The organism is Streptomyces tardus, assembly GCF_018101125.2.
GTDB lineage: Bacteria > Actinomycetota > Actinomycetes > Streptomycetales > Streptomycetaceae > Streptomyces > Streptomyces tardus.
The window spans coordinates 4,491,459-4,510,250 of record NZ_JAELVF020000001.1; the positions used below are offsets into that span (position 1 = coordinate 4,491,459).

The 18,792-nt window shown below is 73.0% G+C and carries 15 protein-coding genes and 1 riboswitch; of the genes, 3 read left to right on the forward strand and 12 right to left on the reverse strand.

The window, feature by feature from the left end; genetic code table 11:
- Window positions 1–1,122: an aminotransferase class V-fold PLP-dependent enzyme gene (locus JGS22_RS19220; protein ID WP_211038831.1), complete on the forward strand. Its 1,122-nt coding sequence runs from the start codon at window positions 1–3 to the stop codon at window positions 1,120–1,122.
- 285 nt (window positions 1,123–1,407) lie between these two features.
- On the opposite strand, the gene thpD is transcribed toward JGS22_RS19220, so the two are convergent.
- The 4 genes from thpD to ectA all read right to left on the reverse strand — a co-directional run bounded on the left by thpD (window position 1,408) and on the right by ectA (window position 4,859).
- Window positions 1,408–2,307 (reverse strand): ectoine hydroxylase, encoded by a 900-nt coding sequence (gene thpD, locus JGS22_RS19225; protein ID WP_211038832.1) that lies wholly within the window; start codon window positions 2,305–2,307, stop codon window positions 1,408–1,410.
- A 92-nt stretch (window positions 2,308–2,399) separates the two neighbouring features.
- Window positions 2,400–2,804, reverse strand: a complete 405-nt coding sequence (locus JGS22_RS19230; protein ID WP_211038833.1) for an ectoine synthase — start codon at window positions 2,802–2,804, stop codon at window positions 2,400–2,402.
- Between the two features lie 107 nt (window positions 2,805–2,911).
- Complete coding sequence (ectB, locus tag JGS22_RS19235; protein WP_211038834.1) at window positions 2,912–4,180, reverse strand: diaminobutyrate--2-oxoglutarate transaminase; 1,269 nt, start codon at window positions 4,178–4,180, stop codon at window positions 2,912–2,914.
- 103 nt (window positions 4,181–4,283) lie between these two features.
- Complete coding sequence (gene ectA / locus JGS22_RS19240; protein ID WP_211038835.1) at window positions 4,284–4,859, reverse strand: diaminobutyrate acetyltransferase; 576 nt, start codon at window positions 4,857–4,859, stop codon at window positions 4,284–4,286.
- A 460-nt stretch (window positions 4,860–5,319) separates the two neighbouring features.
- Between ectA and JGS22_RS19245 the strand changes: the two genes are divergently transcribed.
- Both JGS22_RS19245 and JGS22_RS19250 read left to right on the forward strand, forming a co-directional pair.
- Window positions 5,320–6,417, forward strand: coding sequence for an amidohydrolase family protein (locus JGS22_RS19245; RefSeq protein WP_211038836.1), 1,098 nt, complete (start codon window positions 5,320–5,322; stop codon window positions 6,415–6,417).
- A gap of 391 nt (window positions 6,418–6,808) precedes the next feature.
- Entirely contained in the window at window positions 6,809–7,768 is a 960-nt protein-coding gene (locus JGS22_RS19250; RefSeq protein WP_308405751.1) for an SCO1860 family LAETG-anchored protein, read from the forward strand.
- Between the two features lie 130 nt (window positions 7,769–7,898).
- On the opposite strand, the gene cobC is transcribed toward JGS22_RS19250, so the two are convergent.
- From cobC to JGS22_RS19290, 8 genes are all read right to left on the reverse strand, one after another.
- The gene (cobC, locus tag JGS22_RS19255; RefSeq protein ID WP_308405752.1) at window positions 7,899–9,440 is read right to left on the reverse strand and encodes an Rv2231c family histidinol phosphate aminotransferase CobC; all 1,542 of its coding nucleotides are present in this window, start codon (window positions 9,438–9,440) and stop codon (window positions 7,899–7,901) included.
- Window positions 9,437–10,930, reverse strand: a complete 1,494-nt coding sequence (locus JGS22_RS19260) for a cobyrinic acid a,c-diamide synthase CobB (RefSeq protein WP_211038840.1) — start codon at window positions 10,928–10,930, stop codon at window positions 9,437–9,439. The genes cobC and JGS22_RS19260 overlap by 4 nt, the downstream gene beginning before the upstream one ends.
- Window positions 10,931–11,119: 189 nt before the next feature.
- Window positions 11,120–11,716: a cob(I)yrinic acid a,c-diamide adenosyltransferase gene (gene cobO, locus JGS22_RS19265; RefSeq protein WP_211038842.1), complete on the reverse strand. Its 597-nt coding sequence runs from the start codon at window positions 11,714–11,716 to the stop codon at window positions 11,120–11,122.
- Window positions 11,716–13,941, reverse strand: a complete 2,226-nt coding sequence (locus JGS22_RS19270) for a putative cobaltochelatase (RefSeq protein ID WP_211038844.1) — start codon at window positions 13,939–13,941, stop codon at window positions 11,716–11,718. Before JGS22_RS19270 ends, cobO begins: the two co-directional genes overlap by 1 nt.
- The gene (locus JGS22_RS19275) at window positions 13,938–15,458 is read right to left on the reverse strand and encodes a cobyric acid synthase (RefSeq protein WP_236074146.1); all 1,521 of its coding nucleotides are present in this window, start codon (window positions 15,456–15,458) and stop codon (window positions 13,938–13,940) included. Before JGS22_RS19275 ends, JGS22_RS19270 begins: the two co-directional genes overlap by 4 nt.
- Window positions 15,459–15,526: 68 nt before the next feature.
- On the reverse strand, window positions 15,527–16,498 hold the full coding sequence (locus JGS22_RS19280; RefSeq protein ID WP_211038849.1) for a cobalamin biosynthesis protein: 972 nt from the start codon (window positions 16,496–16,498) through the stop codon (window positions 15,527–15,529).
- A gap of 79 nt (window positions 16,499–16,577) precedes the next feature.
- Window positions 16,578–16,797: riboswitch (cobalamin riboswitch) on the reverse strand.
- A 139-nt stretch (window positions 16,798–16,936) separates the two neighbouring features.
- Window positions 16,937–17,182, reverse strand: coding sequence for a hypothetical protein (locus JGS22_RS19285; protein ID WP_211038851.1), 246 nt, complete (start codon window positions 17,180–17,182; stop codon window positions 16,937–16,939).
- Between the two features lie 43 nt (window positions 17,183–17,225).
- Window positions 17,226–18,608, reverse strand: coding sequence for an inorganic phosphate transporter (locus JGS22_RS19290; protein ID WP_211038853.1), 1,383 nt, complete (start codon window positions 18,606–18,608; stop codon window positions 17,226–17,228).
- Window positions 18,609–18,792: the final 184 nt, after the last annotated feature.

Below are 18,792 nucleotides of genomic sequence, written 5' to 3' on the forward strand. Positions count from 1 at the left end.
ATGGACCCCACACAGACACCGTCCCTCGCGCACACCCCGCTGCAGGAGCTGGTCGCCGCCGAGTTCGGTAGCGGGGCCGGTGACGTGGCCGGGGCCCGGCCCGGTGGCGGCGTGCGTTACCTCAACACCGCCTCCCAGGGTCTGCTGCCCGCGCGCTCGGCCGAGGTGCTGCGCAGCGCGGTGTCCGAGATGACCGCCGGCACTCTGGACATGGTCCGCTGCTTCGAGCAGATCGACGCCGCCCGCGCCTCCTTCGCTGCCCTGGCGGGCGTGGCCGCGGAGCAGGTCGCGGTCGGCACCTCGGTCGCGGTGCACGTCGGGCTGGTCGCAGCCTCGCTGCCGCCCGGCTCACGGGTCCTCACGGTCGAGGGCGACTTCGCCTCGGTGGTCAACCCCTTCACCGTCCGCGACGATCTGCGGGTGCGCACCGTACCGCCGGCGGAGCTCGCGGACGCGGTCACCGCGGACACCGATCTGGTCGCGGTCAGCGCCGTGCAGTCCGCCGACGGACGGATCACCGACCTGGACGGCCTGCGGGCTGCTGCCCGCGCCCACGGCTGCCGGACCCTGGTGGACGCCACCCAGGCCGCCGGCTGGCTCCCGCTCGACCTCGGCCGTTTCGACTACGCGGTCTGCGGTGCGTACAAGTGGCTGCTCTGCCCCCGTGGCACGTCCTTCCTGGTCGTCACGGACGAGAGCGGCCCGTTGCTTCCGCTGCACGCGGGCTGGGTGGCGGGCGAGAGCCCCTGGCAGATGTGCTACGGGCCGGTGCCGCGACTGGCGCCCGGCGCTCGCCGCTACGACGAGCCGGTCCCGTTCCTGCCCTATCTGGCGGCTGCCGAGTCGCTGCGGCTGCTGGCCGGGATCGGGGTGGACCGCGTCGCGGCGCACAACACGGCGCTCGCCGACCGCTTCCGCACGGCGGCCTCGAAGGCCGGACTCGCCGTGGTGTCGGGCGACTCGGCCATCGTCTCGCTGCCGGGCCTGGGGGAGGAGGGGCGTGCCCGCGCCGCACGGGCGGAGGTGGCGGTCTCGGTGCGCGCCGGAGACCTGCGCGCCGCCTTCCACCTCTACAACACCGAGGCCGACGCGGACGCCCTGCTGCGCGCACTCACCGCCTGAGCGGCCCCGCCCGGGCCGTCCTCTGCCGGCTGCGGCCACGCCCGTCCGACCACCCGCCCTGCCCGCCTGGCACGGGCCGAGGCCGCCGCGCCCTGCCCGCCTGTTGCGTCGCCGCCGCGCGACGCCTGTTCTGCGCGGCTCTGTCCGCTGGCGTACGCGTGGCGGGTGAACGGTCCCCGGACACACCTGGGCGCCGCCCGCTCTGACGCGTACGGGCGGCGCCCAGCCGATCCATCGGAGCGTCTCCGCAACGGGCGGGTGCCCGCCTCGAAGGCTCCGTCGACCTCAGCGCACGGGCTGGAAGTCGCGGGCCCCGATGTAGTCCGGCCTGCCCCTGGGGGCGGCGAACGGTTCCACGGCGGCGTTCTCCACGCTGTTGAACACGATGAAGACATTGCTCCGCGGGTAGGGAGTGATGTTGTCACCCGAGCCGTGCATGCAGTTGCAGTCGAACCAGGTGGCCGAACCTGCCGTGCCGGTGAACAGCTGGATCCCGTGGTCTCCGGAGAAACGGCTGAGCATTTCGTCGGACGGGATGCCGGCGTCCTGCATCTGGAGTGACTTCTTGTAGTTGTCCTTCGGGGTCTCCCCGGCACAGCCGAGGAATGTGCGGTGCGATCCCGGCATGATCATCAAGCCGCCGTTGGTCGCGAGGTTCTCGGTGAGCGCGATCGACACCGAGACGGTCCGCATGTTCGGCAGACCGTCCTCCGCGTGCCAGGTCTCGAAGTCGGAGTGCCAGTAGAAGCCCTTGGCTCCGAATCCGGGCTTGACGTTGATGCGGGACTGGTGGACGTAGACGTCCGAGCCCAGGATCTGCCGGGCACGTCCGACGACCCGGGGGTCGCGCACGAGTCCGGCGAAGATCTCGCTGAGTTTGTGCACCTCGAACACGGACCGAATCTCCTGGGAGGCCGGCTCCACGATGGAGCGCGGATTCTTTCGGATCTCCGGGTCCGAGATGAGCCTTTCCAGTTCGCCGCGGTAGACCGACACCTCGTCAGGGGTGATCAGCCGGTCGATCGCGAGGAACCCGTCCCGCTCGTAGTCCGCCAGGTCCTGGGACTCGATGGGCCCAGGTGTGCCCTGTGGGGACCACACCACCGGGTCCTGCCGCTCGATCGCCACCTCCGTGGCTCCGCGCGTCGGGTAGAGGTCGATGGTGCGCTCGGGTGCGAGGGTCATGAGGTTGCCTTCCTCTCCTCTCGTTACGGTCCTTTTCTCTCGTCGGTCGGTCTGCGGTCAGCCGGATCGGCGGTTGCGGCCCGGCTGTCGTCTCAGCTGTCGTCGTCCTCGGTGAGCAGCGGGTACACGCCGTTCTCGTCGTGGTCCTCGCGGCCGGTGACCGGGGGGTTGAAGACGCAGATGACACGGAAGTCGGTCTTGGGGCGCACGGTGTGCTTCTCGTGGCCGTTGAGCAGGTACATCGTGCCCGGGCTGATCCAGTGGGTCTCACCCGTCTCGTCGTTGGTCAGCTCCGCCTCGCCCTCGACGCAGAGCACGGCCTCGATGTGGTTGGCGTACCACATCGACGTCTCGGTGCCGGCGTAGAGAGTCGTCTCGTGCAACGAGAAACCGACCCGCTCCTTGGCCAGCACGATGCGCTTGCTGCGCCAAGTGCCCGATGCGGAGCGGACATCACGGTCGGTGCCTTCGATTTCCTGGAAAGAACGAACGATCACGGTGCTGTGTGCCCTTCTGTTGAGTCCTCAGATCCTGCCTGCCCAGTACGGCAGTGGATAAAAGCCCCGGCCCGCCCCAGTACGGGACGGGCCGGGGCACAGTGGGGTCAAACGGTCTCACGGATGGCGCGTGAAAGGATGCGGAGCCCCTCGTCGAGCTCCTCCGCGCTGATGGTGAGCGCCGGCAGGAGCTTGACGACCTCGCTCTCCGGACCCGAGGTCTCCACCAGGAGCCCGAGCTCGAAGGCGCGCTTGGCGACCTTGCCCGCCGTCGGCTTGTCGCGCATCTCCAGGCCCCAGACCAGGCCCCGGCCGCGGTACTCGACCGTGGCGTCCGGGTGCTCGGTGCGGATGGCTCTGAAGGTCTCCTCGATCTGCTCGCCCCGGGCACGGGTCTGCTTCTCCGTCTGGCCGTCCGCCCAGTACGTCTCCAGGGCGGCGGTCGCGGTGACGAAGGCCGGGTTGTTGCCGCGGAAGGTGCCGTTGTGCTCGCCCGGCTCCCAGATGTCCAGCTCGGGCTTGAACATCGTCAGCGACATCGGCAGGCCGTAGCCGCTGATGGACTTGGAGACGGTGACGATGTCCGGGACGATCCCGGCCTCCTCGAAGGAGAAGAAGGCGCCGGTGCGTCCGCAGCCCATCTGGATGTCGTCGACGATCAGCAGCATGTCGTAGCGCTCACACAGGTCGGCCAGCGCGCGCAGCCACTCGGCGCGTGCGACGTTGATGCCGCCCTCGCCCTGGACCGTCTCGACGATGACCGCCGCGGGCTGGTTCAGGCCGGAGCCGGAGTCCTCCAGCAGGCGCTCGAACCAGATGAAGTCCGGGACCTGGCCGTTGAGGTAGTCGTCGAAGGGCATCGGGGTGCCGTGCACCAGCGGGATGCCGGCGCCGGCGCGCTTGAACGCGTTGCCGGTCACGGCCAGCGATCCCAGCGACATGCCGTGGAAGGCGTTGGTGAAGGAGACGATGGACTCGCGTCCCTTGACCTTGCGCGCGAGCTTCAGCGCCGCTTCGACCGCGTTGGTACCGGTCGGGCCGGGGAACATGACCTTGTACGGCAGGTCGCGCGGACGCAGGACCAGGTTCTGGAAGGTCTCCAGGAACGCCCGCTTGGCCACGGTGGACATGTCCAGCCCGTGGGTGACGCCGTCGCGCTCGATGTAGTCGATCAGGGCGCGTTTGAGGACCGGGTTGTTGTGGCCGTAGTTGAGCGACCCCGCGCCGGCGAAGAAGTCGAGGTAGGCGTGGCCGTCCTCGTCGTACATGTAGCTGCCCTGGGCGCGATCGAAGATCGTCGGCCAGCCACGGCAGTAGCCACGAACCTCCGACTCCAGGGTCTCGAAGACACTCAGGTCCGGCTGGGTGATGGTCACAGGAACTCCTGGGAGTGAGTCGCGGGAGGGAAAGGAAGTCTCTGGTCGAGCCCGGGCAGGCCCGCGGTCGCGGCCGGCTCCGAAGGCCGGCCGGTGGGGGTGGTCAGCGCTCCGCGCGCACGAGCCGCGGAATCGGACCTATCCGGTAGAGCACCTCGGGCTCGTGGCCCTCGTCCGGGAAGGCCGTGCCGTCGAACAGCACCTCGCGCTCCACGCCGGCGCCGTGGCGCTCGGCGAAGGACGTGAACAGTCGGTTGGAGGGGGCGTTGTCGGGGGTCACGGTGGTTTCCATGTGGTCGATGCCGAACTCGTCGGCGACCCGTGCCGTCAGACCGTCGAGCATCGCGCCGGCGAGGCCGCGGCCGCGCTGCGAACCGTCCACGGCGACCTGCCAGATCAGCAGGGTCCGCTCGTGCCGGGGCCGTAGGAAGCCGGTGATGAAGCCGACTGGCTCTCCGTCCCCGTCGCGCGCCACGACCGAGGTGGCGGCGAAGTCCCGACACCACAGCAGATAGCTGTAGGAGGAGTTGAGGTCGAGCACCTGGGAGTCGCGGGCGATGCGCCAAAACGCAGCGCCGTCCTCGACCCCGGGGGTGTCGAGCTTCAGTCCTTCCGGGATTTCCAGTACTTCACGTACGTCGCTGCGGGCACCTGCAAGGTCTGCTTGTGCGGGGGTCATGTTCATTAAATTTACCGAGGAGAATCCGAAATTGCATCGCGGATCAGGGTTACGCAGAAGCGCATGATGTGTTATCGCGCGAACCCGCGAACAGCGGGCGCGAGGCCGCGGAATTGGCCGGTTTGTCAGGGATAAAACGGGCCAAGCGGACGAAATGTTGAGTGCGTCACAGTCGCGTAACGCCTTGGAGACCCCTCCGAATTGCAGTGGCGTAGCTCGCAAAACCAGTGCGTTTGGGCTTGGAAGCGCCGGGCAGGAGAGAGTCGGTGACTAAGATCGCGATTTCGAATCCGAACGCATCGTAGCGGATTCCATGAGTGGCGCGAGTGACTTTCCGGGATTACTGTCCGCGGTTGTTCCGCTGCTGTTCCCCTGTGGACCGGTGCGCGATCAGTTGTCGATCAGGCGGTGAAGAGTCGCCGATCGCATTCGGATCGGGGCGCCGATTAGTGTGCGGCCCATGAGCGATAGCGCGGTGCTGCACATCAAGGGCCGGGTCCTGGTGGGCCCCGAGGATGTCCGGGACGAGCTGTGGGTGCGCGAGGGCCGCATCACCTTCGAGCGCCCCCGGGCCGCGGACACCGCCGCGCTCACCGGATGGGTGCTGCCGGGCCTCGTCGACGCCCACTGCCACATCGGGCTGGACGCCGGCGGCGCGGTGGACCGCGCCACCAGCCGGGCCCAGGCGCTCGCCGACCGCGACGCCGGGACGCTCCTGGTGCGCGACGCCGGCTCGCCCGCCGACACCCGCTGGATCGACGACGAGCAGGAGCTGCCCCGCATCGTCAGAGCAGGGCGACACCTCGCCCGGCCGCGGCGCTATCTGCGCAACTTCGCCCACGAGATCGAACCCGAGGAGCTCGCCTCCCGGGTCGAGCAGGAGGCGAAGCGCGGCGACGGCTGGGTCAAGCTCGTCGGCGACTGGATCGACCGGGAGCAGGGCGACCTCGCCCCCTGCTGGCCGCGCTGGGCCCTGGACGAGGCCGTCGACGCCGCCCATCGGGAAGGCGCGCGGCTGACCGCGCACTGCTTCGCCGAGAGTTCGCTGCGCGATGTGGTCGAGGCGGGCGCGGACTGCGTGGAGCACGCCACCGGACTGACCGAGGACCTCATTCCGCTCTTCGTCGAACGCGGCACCGCTGTCGTGCCGACCCTGGTCAACATCGCCACGTTCCCGCGCCTTGCCGAGAGCGGGCGGGCCCGGTTCCCGCGCTGGGCGGCCCACATGGACCGGCTGTACGAGCGCCGCCACGACACCGTGCGGGCTGCGTACGAGGCCGGCATTCCGCTCTACGTCGGCACCGACGCGGGCGGCACGATCGCGCACGGCCGGGTCGCCGACGAGGTGGCCGAGCTGGTGCGCGCCGGCATCCCGACGGTCGACGCGCTCTCGGCCGCCACCTGGGCCGCCCGCCGATGGCTGGGGCACCCCGGGCTGGAGGAGGGCGCGCCCGCCGATCTGCTGGTCTGCGACTCCGACCCCCGGGCGGACGTCCGGGCGCTGGCGGGGCCGCGCCGTGTGGTGCTCCGCGGCCGAGTGGTGTCGACGACGGGCTGACGCCAGTGCTGCCCGGCCGGCCTTGCTGCCCGTGCTGCCCGTCGTGCTGCCGGTGACGCACGCGGGCGCCGGTACGTCTGTCGGCGGCGGCCCGGCTCGGGCGGCGGTCCGGCTCGGGTCGCCGCCCGGCGTCCGTCGACGGTGCCGGATGCGTCGGCCGGGGCGCCCGGCGACGGCCGGGAGGTGTGCAACTGCCCCTGGTGCGGGGCCGGTTGACGCCGTACGGCGTTCGCGCATCCGTACGGTGCGATCCCGTCCGGGTGAAGTCGTGGCGCGCGGCTGACGCGACACGGGTGAGACGTCAACGATGGCGTCGTCCCGTCACCGGTGCGCGTGAAGTCCCCTGCCAGGCGCGTCGGTGGCCTCCAACCCCCGTGGGAGTTCCACCACCGTGTCCAAAGCCGTATTCACTGTGCTCACCGCCACCGCCCTGCTCGCTGCCGCCGCCGCTCCTGCCTCGGCCACCGACAGCGGCGCGGACCCCGGCCGGGCGAGCGCCTCGGTGCTCCGCGCCGCCCTGGACGTCGGGCTGCTCAACAAGACCGTGCACGTACCGCTGAGCCTGACCCTCAACGAGGTGACGGTCCCCGACGGCGGCCGGGAGAAGGCCGACCGGACCGCGCTCACCGCCCACCTCGACGGCGTCGACAAGGGCCGCCCGTTCAGCGTGCTCAGGGCTGATGTGGCGCGTACGACGGCCACCGTCGACAAGAAGTCCGCCGAGGCGGAGGTCGAGCTGCTCAAGACGCGGGTGCACGTGCCCGGCCTGCCGCTCCTCTCGCTCATCGAGGTGGACGCCGTCACGGCCCGTGCGCACTGCGCGGTGGGCGAGCGGCCCGTCGCCGAGGCGAACCCGCTGACCACGGTCAAGCTGCTCGGCCGGCGCACGACGCTCAGCTCTTCCGGTCCGACCCACCTCAAGGTGCCCGGGGTGGGCGAGGTGAAGCTCGAACTCGCCCGTACCGAGACCACCAGCCGCACTGCCGCCGCCAGCGCCCTGGACCTGTCGGTCTCCGTCAACCCGCTGAACCTCAACGTGGCCGAGGTCGAGGGCCGGGTCACGCTCGCGGAGGCGAGCTGCCGAACTCCGCGCGCGGCGAAGGAGGTCACCACCGAGGAGAAGCCCGAGAAGCCCCAGAAGCAGGCTCCTGAGCAGGAGAAGGGCGCCGCGCCGCAGACGGAGCGGCGCGCCACCGAGCAGACGTCGGCCGAGGAGCGGAAGGACGAAGAGGAGTCACCGCGCCTCGCGGCCACCGGCGGTGATTCGCGCACCCCCTACCTGCTGGGCTCCGGGGCCGCGCTGTTCGCCATCGGCGGCACCCTGCTCCTGGCCAGGCGGCGCAGGGCCTGAACGCCCGCCCGAGACGCGGCGTCGGCCGGGCGCACGGGCGGTGCTCGCACGGGCGGGGCCCTGCCCGTGCGGCGGTGTTCCGCTCCGGCGGCAGGGCGAGCCTCCTCGTTCTGCCGCCGGAGCGCTGGGCTCACCCCTGCCGCGCCTCCAACTCGGCGAGGGCGTGCAGGAGCCGGTCGCTGGTCGCCGGATCGCGCACCGCGAGACGCAGCCACTCCCGGCCCAGGCCGGGAAAGGTGTCCGCACGCCGTACGGCGAAGCCGCGTTCGCGCAGCAGGGCGCGCAACCGGGGCGCGTCGGGATGGTGCACCAGGACGAACGGCGCCCGCGCCGCCACCCGCGCCGGACGCAGCCGGACCAACGCGTCCAGTCCGTGCAGCAGATGCTCCCGATGGGCCGCCGTCGTTTGCGCTGCCGCCTCGGCCTCCGCAAGCGCCTCGGGCGTGCTGCACACCTCCGCCGCGACCAGCGCGGGGCTGGAGACCGGCCACAGCGGCTGCCCCGCGCCCAGCAGCGCGACGGTCCGCGGGTCGGAGAGCACGTAGCCGATGCGCAGCCCGGCCAGCCCCCAGGTCTTTGTCAGGCTCCGGAGCAGGACGACCCGTCCCGGCAGCCGCCCGAGCAGGGGCACCAGCGACTCGGCCTCGCCCGGTACGGCGTCGATGAAGGCTTCGTCGACGACCAGCGTCCGCCCGGGGGCGGCGAGTCGGGCGAGTTCGGCGGCCGGGTGCAGCACCGAGGTGGGGTTGGTCGGGTTGCCGACCACCACCAGATCGGCGTCCGCGGGCACCGGGGCGACGCCGAGCCGGAAGCCGTCGCGCTCCGTCAGCAGCACCCGGCACACCGGTACGCCCGCGTCCCGCAGTGCTGCCTCCGGCTCGGTGAACTGCGGGTGCACCACCGCCGCTTGCCGCGCCCGCAGCGTACGGGCCAGCAGGACGAACGCCTCGGCGGCGCCCGCGGTCAGCAGCACCTGCTCCTCCGCGAGCCCGTGCCGCCGTGCCACGGCACGACGGGCGGCCCGGCCGTCGGGATAGGCGGCCAGCCCGGCCAGCGAGGCGGTCAGCCGCTCCACCAGCCACGTCGGGGGCGTACCAGCGCGTACGTTGACGGCGAGATCGGTGAGTCCGGAGCCCTCGAGTCCGGAGCCCCCGGCGCCTTCGGCGTTTCCGTTCGGCCCGGCCTGCGGGCTGCGCACCTCGGCGTCCCCGTGGTGGCGCAGCAGGGCGGCGGAGGCGCGGTGTGCGACGGCGCAGGTGACCGTCGAGGGGTGGCCTTCGGGCGCCGACTTCCGCTTGGGGACGAGGAGTTCGGCCGCGTCGCCGTACGGTTCGCCCGCGCCGAGCAGCGCGGCGGCCTCGGCGACGCTCGGGGTGCCGAGCGAGGTGTCCGCTGCGGCCGAGGGGTGCGGCACCTCCACCGCCGCGAGCGCCGGGGCCGGGTAGCAGCGCAGCGGTACGCCCAACTCCTGGGCCGCCGCGGTGATTCCGGGCTCCCGCGCCCGTACGTCGACGGTCGCCAGCGCCCGTACCCGCCGCTCGGTGACTCCGGCGGCCTCCAGCGTCTGTCGGACCAGGGTCATGATCTCGGCCGGGTCGGCGCCCCGGCAGCAGCCCACCCCGACGACGCAGCCGTCGGGGTCCTCGGCCGCAGCCGCGCTCCCGGCGCTCACCGCGCCGCCCGGTGGGCCGCGGCACGGGCGACCAGCCGCCTCGCGAGTTCCGGGTGCGCAGCCCAGTGCAGATGCAGATACGAGGCGTGCAGCCGCTCGTCGGCGAAGCCCTCGGTGCGCCGCGGCGGGCCGGGCACTCCCCAGGCGGGCGGCTCGCCGGCGGCGGGCGTCACGGCCGTGCGGTGGAACTCGTGGCCGCGCACCCGCGTGCCCGCAGCCGCCAGCACGTTGTCCGCCACCGCGACCGCCTCCCGGTAGCCGAGGGTGAGCCGGTCGGTCATGGTGGCGGTGAGGTCCAGCAGCCCGCACATGGGCCGCCCGTCCAACTCCCGTCCCAGGTAGAGCAGTCCCGCGCACTCCGCGGCGACGGGGCCGCGGAAGGCGGCGACCTCCCGGGCGAGCGGTTCGTTGGTGGCCAGCTCGTCGGCGTACACCTCGGGGAAGCCGCCGCCGATGACCAGCGCGTCCGCACCCTCGGGGAGCTGCTCCTCGTGCAGCGGGTCGAAGGCGACCACCTCCGCCCCGGCGGCGCGCAACAGCTCGGTGTGCTCGGCGTAGGAGAAGGTGAACGCCGCGCCTCCCGCCACCGCCACCACCGGCCGCCGGCCCGCCCGCCGCCGCGCCGCCGCTCCGAGCGGCTCGGCGTCCACGTCCCCCTCGGCGCCCACGTCGGCCCCCTCGGGCTGCGGCGCGGCTGCGGACCGTACCGCCACGGTGGCGCTCCACGGCTGCTGCGGCAGCGGGGGTGCGCTGTGCGCGAGCGCCAACAGGGCCTGGAGATCCACCCCTTGTGCCACCCGGACCGCCAGCTCCGCCACCGCCTCGACCGCCTCCCGGCGCCGCTCCGCGACCGGTACCAGTCCCAGGTGCCGGGCCGGGGTCCGTACCGGCTCGGCGCGGTGGAGCACGCCGACCACCGGGATGCCGACCGCCTCCATGGCCTCCCGCAGCAGTTCCTCGTGGCGTGCCGACCCGACCTTGTTGAGGATGACGCCGCCGATGCGCACCTCCGGGTCCCAGGAGACGAAACCGTGCACCAGCGCCGCCACCGACCGCGACTGCGAGGAGGCGTCGACCACCAGCACCACGGGTGCGCGCAGCAGCTTCGCGGCCTGCGCCGTGGAGGCCTCCTCACCACGCCCGGCGGCCCCGTCGTAGAGCCCCATCACGCCCTCGATCACCGCCAGGTCCGCCCCGGCGGCGCCGTGCAGCAGCAGCGGGGCGAGCAGCTCGGAACCGCACAGGAACGCGTCCAGATTGCGTCCGGGGCGTCCCTGGAGCCACGCCGGGGAGTGCCCGGCCTCACCCCCGTAGCGAGCGCCGGAGACCGCGAGCGCGTGGTAGCCGGGATCGATGTAGTCCGGGCCGACCTTGTGCGGGGACACATCGAGGCCCGCGCGGGTGAAGGCGGCCATCAGCCCGGTGGCCACGGTCGTCTTCCCCGAACCGGACGCGGGTGCGGCGACGACCAGCCGCGGGAGCCGGGTCATCGTCCGCTCCCGGGGCGCTGGGCGGTGTGGTGCATGGTGGCGCTCTCCTGGTTGCCGTCCCGAGGTGTCGGGCGCTGTACGGGTGGGGTGCCGGCCGCGCGGGCCGACCCGCCGACCGGTGCCCGTGAGCCGCGGCGGTCGGCCGGGCGCCGCCGTGGCCGGCCGGGGCCGTGCAACGGGCCGGGGGCCTCACCACTCGATGCCGCGCTGGCCCTTCTGGCCGTCGTCCATCGGATGGCGCACCTTGCCCATCTCGGTGACCAGATCGGCGGCGTCGATCAGCTCCGACGGAGCGTTGCGGCCGGTGATCACCACGTGCTGCGTGCCCGGCCGCTGCCGCAGCACCTCGACGACCTCGGCGGTGTCCACCCAGCCCCAGCGCAGCGGGTACGCGAACTCGTCCAGCACGTAGAGCCGGTGGGTCTCGGCCGCGAGGTCGCGCTTGACCTGCTCCCAACCCTCGCGGGCGGCCTCCTCGTTGGAGGTCGGATCACGCTGGACCCACGACCAGCCCTCGCCCATCTTGTGCCAGGCGACCGTGCCGCCCTCGCCGCTGGCGCCCAGCACCCGCAGCGCGCGCTCCTCGCCGACCTTCCACTTGGCAGACTTCACGAACTGGAACACCCCGATCGGCCAGCCCTGGTTCCACGCCCGCAGCGCCAGGCCGAAGGCCGCGGTCGACTTCCCCTTGCCGTCGCCGGTGTGCACGGCGACCAGCGGACGGTTGCGCCGCTGTCGGGTGGTGAGGCCGTCGTCCGGCACCACACTCGGCTGTCCCTTCGGCATCACGCCGCCTTTCGTACGTCCCTGACCAGCGCGGACACGGTGTCCGCGCGGAGTTCGTCCAAAGTGACCGCGGTGCTTCGCAGCTGACGGGCGAGTGCCTGCGCCATGCCCAGGCGCACCGGGCCCGTCTCGCAGTCGACCACCACGCTCGCCGTACCGTCCGCCGCCAGCAGCCTCGCCGCGTGGTGTGCGCGACCGACCGGCTCGACCCCGCTGGTGGCCCGGCCGTCGGTGACGGTCACCAGCAGCGGGCGGCGGGCCGGATCGCGCAGCCGCTCGATCCGCAGCACCTCGCGCGCCCGCAGCAGACCGGCCGCCAGCGGAGTGCGTCCGCCGGTGGAGAGCTGCGCCAGCCGCGCCGCCGCCGCGTCCACCGAGGAGGTCGGCGGCAGCACCAGCTCCGCCTCGGAGCGGCGGAACGTTACCATGCCGACCTTGTCGCGGCGCTGGTAGGCGTCGAGGAGCAGCGACAGCACCGCGCCCTTGACCGCGCTCATCCGCTTGCGGGCCGCCATCGAGCCGGAGGCGTCCACCAGGAACAGCACCAGATTGGACTCGCGGCCCTCCCGGACGGTCTCCCGCAGATCGTCGCGCCGCACCACAAGTCCGTTGCCGTGCCTGCCTCTTGCCCGCTGGTGCGGCGCTGCGGCCTGCACCGTGGCCGACAGGTGCAGCCGGCTCAGCTGGCCCCGGGGCCGCCGGGCGCCGGTGGTCCGGCCGTGCACCGTACGGGCTCGCGAACGCCGGCCGGCCGCTCCCTCCCCGATACCGGGCACGGAGAGCGTACGGGCCTTGAACGGATCTTCGGCGGCCACCGGTGCGGCCTCCGGAGGGCCGCCCGGGGCCGCGCCGCCGGACCCGGCCGGCGCGTCCGCGGGAGTCCGGTCCGCCGACTCGTCCGGCGTACGGCCCCCGCCGCCGTCCGGCTGCTCCGGCACGCTCGGCTCGCGCCCGCCCTCGGGCGGCCCGCCCTCCGGCGCGGGGTCGGTCGGTGCGCCGACCCCGCCGCCGGACGGCCCGCCGGGGCCGGGGTCGTCGTCCGGGTCCTCGCCCTGCTGCCCGTCCGACTCGCCGCCGGAGGGTCCTTCCGGCGGAGCGCCCTCCGGGTCGCGGTGCTCCTCGAGCGTGCGGTCGAGCTTCTCCTCGTCCAGGCCGGGTGCGTCGAAGGGGTTGCGCCGACGGCGGTGCGGCAGCGCCAGCAGCGCCGCCTGCCGTACGTCCTGCGCCTCCACCTCGCTGCGGCCCGCCCAGGCGGCCAGCGCCGTCGCGGTGCGCGCCATCACGATGTCGGCCCGCATCCCGTCCACCTCGAAGGCCGCACAGGTCGCGGCGATCTGCCGCAGTGCGGCGTCGCCGAGCACCACCTCGGGCAGCAACTCCCGCGCGGCGGCGATGTGTCGGCGCAGCGCCTCCTCCTCGTCGGCGAACCGCTCGGCGAACGCCTGCGGATCGGCGTCGAAGGCCAGCCGCCGCCGTACGACCTCCACCCGTTCGTCCGTGTCCCGGGACGCTGCGACCTCCACGGTCAGTCCGAACCGGTCGAGCAACTGCGGGCGCAGCTCGCCCTCTTCCGGGTTCATGGTCCCCACCAGCAGGAACCGTGCCGCGTGCCGCACCGAGACGCCCTCGCGCTCGACGTGCGAGGCACCCATGGCGGCTGCGTCCAGCAACAGGTCGACCAGGTGGTCGTGGAGCAGGTTGACCTCGTCGACGTAGAGCACGCCGCGGTGCGCGTCCGCCAGCAGGCCCGGCTCGAACGCCTTCACGCCCTCGGCCAGGGCCCGTTCGATGTCCAGGGCGCCGACGAGCCGGTCCTCGGAGGCGCCGACCGGCAGCTCCACCATGCGCGCAGCCCGCAGCGCCCTCGCCCCGACGGCGCCGTCAGCCGCACCGGTCGCGTCAGCCGCATCGGTCGAGCCGTCAGCCGCGCAGGTGCCGTCTGCCGCGGCGTCGGCCGCCCTGCCGGTGCCGTGCGGTACGGCGGCGATGTCGGGGCAGCGCGGGTCGGGGGCGGCCGGATCGCAGGAGAAACGGCAGCCGTCGACGACCGGCACCGCCGGCATCAGCGCCGCCAACGCGCGTACCGCGGTGGACTTGGCGGTGCCCTTCTCGCCACGCACCAGTACGCCGCCGACCGCCGGGGACACGGCGTTCAGCAGCAGCCCGAGCCGGAGGTCGTCCATCCCGACGATCGCGGTGAAGGGGTAGGGAGTGTGGGTGCTCATACAGGTGCTCCCGGCGGTAGGAACGGCAGGCCCTTCGGCGGGCCGTCTTCGATGAGCCGCAACAGGGCGGCGGTGTCTGCGTGTTCTTCGATCAGGTCGCCGAGCCGGTCCAACTGCTCCTCCCGCAGCCGGCCGAAATCGGTGCCCGGGGCGGGTGTGAAGCTCCGCCCGCTCTCGGCCGCCACCTCGCGCAGCAGCGCGCGGCGGTAGTCGTCGTTCTCCAGCGAGCCGTGCCAGTGGGTGCCGCGCACCGACCCCACCCGGCAGCCGTCCAGCGGCAGCCCGGACGCGTCTTTGAACAGCGGCTGTCCACCGAGCACTTCGGCGACGCCGTGGTGGATCTCGTAACCCTCGACCCGGGCGCCCAGCGCGGTACCGACCGGCCGCGCCAGGGTCTTGTCACGGTGGAACCGCACCCGTACGGGCAGCAGTCCCAGGCCCCCGACGGAGCCGGCCCGCGACTCCACCTCGTCCTCGATGTGCTCGCCCAGCAGCTGGTACCCGCCGCAGATGCCGAGCACCGGACGGCCCTGTGCCGCGCGCCGGGCCAACTCCCGGTCCAGCCCGCGCTCCCGCAGCAGGCGCAGCGCCCCGACCGTGCCGCGGGTGCCCGGTACGACGACCAGGTCGGCGTCGGCCAGCTCCTCCGGCCGGTCCGCGAAGCGCAGGACCACCCCGGGTTCGGCGGCCAGCGCGTCCACATCGGTGAAATTGGACATCAGCGGCACCCGCAGTACCGACACCCGCAGCACCTCCCGGCCGTACGGCGGCGCGGTGTCCGCCCCGCGCGCGCCCTCGCGCAGCGAGAGCCCGAGCCCGTCCTCCTCGTCGATTCCCAGGCCCCGGCGGTGCGGAAGCACCCCGTAGAAGGCGCGTCCGGTCACCGAGCGCAGCATCTCCAGGCCCGGCTCCAGCAGCGAGAGGTCACCGCGGAACTTGTTCACCAGATAGCCGGCGAGCAGCGCCTGGTCCTCGGCGGCGAGCAGTGCCGTCGTACCGAAGAACGAGGCGAAGACCCCGCCGCGGTCGATGTCGCCGACCACCAGGACCGGCAGCGAAGCGGCCCGGGCCAGGCCCATGTTCACCAGATCGCCCCGGCGCAGGTTGATCTCGGTCGGGCTGCCGGCACCCTCGCAGATCACGGCATCGTGGGTGCGCCGCAGCTCGGTCAGGCACTCGGTGACGGTGCCCAGCAGCCGTTCCCGGCGCTCCAGGTGGTAGCCCCGCGCGCTGAGTTCACCCACCGGCCTGCCGAGCAGTACGACCTGGCTGGTGCGGTCGCCGCCGGGCTTGAGCAGGACGGGGTTCATCAGCGCGGAGGGCTCCACGCCCGCCGCAGCCGCCTGCATCGCCTGTGCGCGTCCGATCTCGGCGCCGTCCCGGGTGACGAAGGAGTTGAGCGACATGTTCTGTGCCTTGAACGGCGCCACTCGCAGCCCTTTGCGCGCCAGCCACCGGCAGATCCCGGCGGTGACGACGCTCTTGCCGGCGTCCGAGGTCGTACCCGCGACCAGCAGCCCACCGCCGAGATCCCTGCCGTCGACCGCGCCGCCACCCGCCGAACCGCCGTGTGCCGAGGGGGAGTTCACGACCCCACCTCCCGGTGCGCCGTGGCCCGCGCCCTGCGGGAGTGCAGTGCCCGCCGGGCTCTCGCACCGCCCAGCGCGAGCACCAGCGCGGCGTGGCCGACCCGCCGGGAGAGCGCCACCGCGCGGGCGATGTCGGCCGCCTCCGGAAGACGTCCCTCCGGGTTGAGCACCGCGCGGTGCTCAACCCGCCCGCCGTACGCCAGCGTCCCGCCGAGCCGTACGCCCAACGCTCCGGCGAACGCCGCCTCCACCACCCCCGCGTTCGGACTCGGGTGGCCGGCAGCATCCAGACGCCAACTGCGCAGCGCGGCACGGTGGTCGGGGCCGAGCACGGTGGCGAGCGCGGCGGTCAGCCGTGCTCCGGGCCGGCCGACCGCGTCGTCCAGCCGGGCCGAGGCCCAGCCGAACCGCAGATGCCGCGGCGAGCGGTGGCCGACCATTGCGTCCAGCGTGTTCGCCGCGCGGAAGGCGGCCATCCCGGGCACTCCGGCCACCGCGCCCCACAGCAGCGCGCCGACGACCGCGTCCGAGGTGTTCTCGGCGACCGACTCCACCACCGCGCGGGCGATCCCGTCGGAGTCCAGGGACTGGGGGTCGCGCCCGCACAGCCGCGGGAGGCGCTCGCGTGCCGCTGCCAGATCGCCGTCCTCCAGGCACCGGGCGAGCGTCTGTGCCTCCCGCGCCAGCGAGGCGCCGCCGAGCACCGACCACGTCGTCGCCGCGGCGAGCGCCGCCCCGGCGGCCGGTGAGCGCCGCACGGCCCGTACGAGGCCCGCGCCCGCCGCGACCGTGCCGCCGACGCACAGCGCGGTGTACAGCGCACCGGCGACCCTGCTGTCGCGCCACAGCAACTGCTCCAGGCGGCCCGTCAGTTGACCGAAACCCGCCACCGGATGGAAGCGCGCGGGGTCGCCGAGGGCCGCGTCGGCCAGGTACCCCAGCGCGATGCCGAGCGGAGCACTCGTCACCCGCGGGGCCTCAACCACCGCAGGCGGTTCGGCCTGTGTCGAACGGGGGCAGCACAGGCGCCGCAGCGGCGCGGGGCGCAGGGAAAGCGCGCATCACGGGGGTGTCCTCACTCAGGGTCCGCGCCCTGGATCGACGTCGTCGACGGTGAGAGTCGTCTGGCTCCCGAGGCGAACAGCCCTTCCCCGGCGGGGAGTCGGGCCTGCCTCGGTGACAGTGGCGGGACCGCGCCGGATTCTCACCGGTCTTCCCTCTCTGCCGCCGCTTGGCTTTCGGCAGTCCACCATGCGCCGCCGAGGGCGTCAACTCGCCTCTGACCTGCGGTGAGTGGCCTCACGTGCAGGGCAACGCGCCGCCGCCGCAGCCGGGGGAGAAGACGAGCGAGCCCGCCGCGCACGGGGCACGGCGGGCTCGCTCGCGTCTCTTGGACACGCCTCGGTTCAGACCGCGATGACGTAGATCCCGAACGCCACGGCTGCCGCACTCACGGCGAAGCACAGGTACGCGCCGGTCCGGGCCAGCGTGGTGCTGCCGCCGCCCGCGTGGGTGGTGCCACCCTCGGCGGTGCCGGTGCGGTCGGCTCCGGAGGTGCCGAGGATGCCGAGTGTGAAGATCCCGACGAGTGCCACGGTCGCCAGCAGGCTGACGCCGAATACCTGGCCGAGGGCTGCCCAGTCGATGTTCATCGTCGTGTGTCCTTCGCGGAGGTGTGGGGGCGGGTGCCCGGGGTCACGGCAGCAGTCCGGCCGGTCGTTGCGGCTTCTCTTCGGCGACGGAACGCTCCGCGCTCTGCGGGCCCGCGGCGCCGAGGGCTTCCGCGTCCTTCGGGTCCGCCGCGTCCGCTGTCTGCGTCCGGCTCTCTGCGTACGGCTCGCCGTCCGCGGGGGGAGCGGTGCGGGAGTCCGCCTGCTCGGGGCTGAGCTGCGCCGGGATGGTGGCCTGGGCCGGCGGCGGGGCGACGGACTGCATGGCAGCGGCGACGACGCCGGACTCCTCGGGAGCGATCGGGTCGACGTCGTTGACGTTGGTGTGGTCCACGACCTCGCGGCGCGAGGCCAGGTAGATACCGCCAGAGATCACCACGAGCAGCACGGCGACCACCGTCACGCCCCAGTCGCCCTGGTCGGCGATGACCGCGGAGATCGCGGCGATACCGCCGGCGGCCGGCAGCGTCATGGCCCAGCCGGTGAACATCCGGGTCGCGGTCGACCAGCGCACCACGCCGCCCTTGCGACCCAGGCCGGAGCCCATGACCGCGCCGGAGCAGACGTGGGTGGTGGAGAGCGAGAACCCGATGTGCGAGGAGGCGAGGATCGTGGCGGCGGCGCTGGTCTGGGCCGCGAAGCCCTGGGGCGGCCTGATGTCCGTCAGACCCTTGCCCATGGTGCGGATGATGCGCCAGCCGCCGAGGTAGGTGCCGAGCGCGATCGCCACACCGGCCGAGGTGATGACCCACAGCGGCGGGTCGGCGTTGGCGCCGAGCGCTCCGCCGGAGATCAGCGCGAGGGTGATGACACCCATCGTCTTCTGGGCGTCGTTGGTGCCGTGCGCGAGGGAGACCAGCGCGGCGGAGGTGATCTGTCCCGCGCGGTAGCCCTTGGCGGTCTGCTTCTCGTCGGCGTTGCGCGCCAGACGGTACGTGAGCCTGGTCGCCAGGGTCGCGGCGATGCCGGCGACCAGCGGAGCGGCGAGTGCCGGGATCAGGACCTTCATGATGACGACGTCGCCGTTGACCGCACCCATGCCCACCGAGGCGAGCGTGGCACCGATCAGTCCGCCCAGCAGTGCGTGCGAGGAGCTCGACGGGAGTCCGGCGAGCCAGGTCAGCAGGTTCCAGATGATCGCGCCGACCAGACCGGCGAAGATCACTTCGGGTTTGATGCCCGCACCCTCGTCGATGATGCCGGAGGAGATGGTCTTGGCCACCTCGACGGAGAGGAAGGCGCCGACCAGGTTGAGGACGGCGGACATCGCCACAGCTGCTTTGGGCTTCATCGCCCCGGTGGAGATGGTGGTGGCCATCGCGTTGGCCGTGTCGTGGAAGCCGTTCGTAAAGTCGAACACCAAGGCCGTGACGATCACGATCCCGATGAGAAGCGTGATGTGTTCCATTCACCCGGCAATCAGTTCGGCGGTCAAAGACTGGCTCGGTGAACGTAGGGACGCCGAATGAACGGAAGATGAACTGGGGCGGGCGGTCGGGTGTCGCGGGGCGGCGACACCTGTGAGGGCTCTTCGCACACCCCTCGACAGCCCCTGGTGCCCGCCTTTGTCCCGCCCGTGACGAGGCTCCGGG

What these genes read in the sequence shown, in the direction of transcription:
- JGS22_RS19220 (WP_211038831.1), top strand. Translation starts at nt 1, where the DNA reads ATGGACCCCACACAGACACCGTCCCTCGCGCACACCCCGCTGCAGGAG.
- thpD (WP_211038832.1), bottom strand. Translation starts at nt 2,307, where the DNA reads ATGACCCTCGCACCCGAGCGCACCATCGACCTCTACCCGACGCGCGGA.
- ectA (WP_211038835.1), bottom strand. Translation starts at nt 4,859, where the DNA reads ATGACCCCCGCACAAGCAGACCTTGCAGGTGCCCGCAGCGACGTACGT.
- JGS22_RS19245 (WP_211038836.1), top strand. Translation starts at nt 5,320, where the DNA reads ATGAGCGATAGCGCGGTGCTGCACATCAAGGGCCGGGTCCTGGTGGGC.
- JGS22_RS19260 (WP_211038840.1), bottom strand. Translation starts at nt 10,930, where the DNA reads ATGACCCGGCTCCCGCGGCTGGTCGTCGCCGCACCCGCGTCCGGTTCG.
- cobO (WP_211038842.1), bottom strand. Translation starts at nt 11,716, where the DNA reads ATGCCGAAGGGACAGCCGAGTGTGGTGCCGGACGACGGCCTCACCACC.
- JGS22_RS19270 (WP_211038844.1), bottom strand. Translation starts at nt 13,941, where the DNA reads ATGAGCACCCACACTCCCTACCCCTTCACCGCGATCGTCGGGATGGAC.
- JGS22_RS19285 (WP_211038851.1), bottom strand. Translation starts at nt 17,182, where the DNA reads ATGAACATCGACTGGGCAGCCCTCGGCCAGGTATTCGGCGTCAGCCTG.
- JGS22_RS19290 (WP_211038853.1), bottom strand. Translation starts at nt 18,608, where the DNA reads ATGGAACACATCACGCTTCTCATCGGGATCGTGATCGTCACGGCCTTG.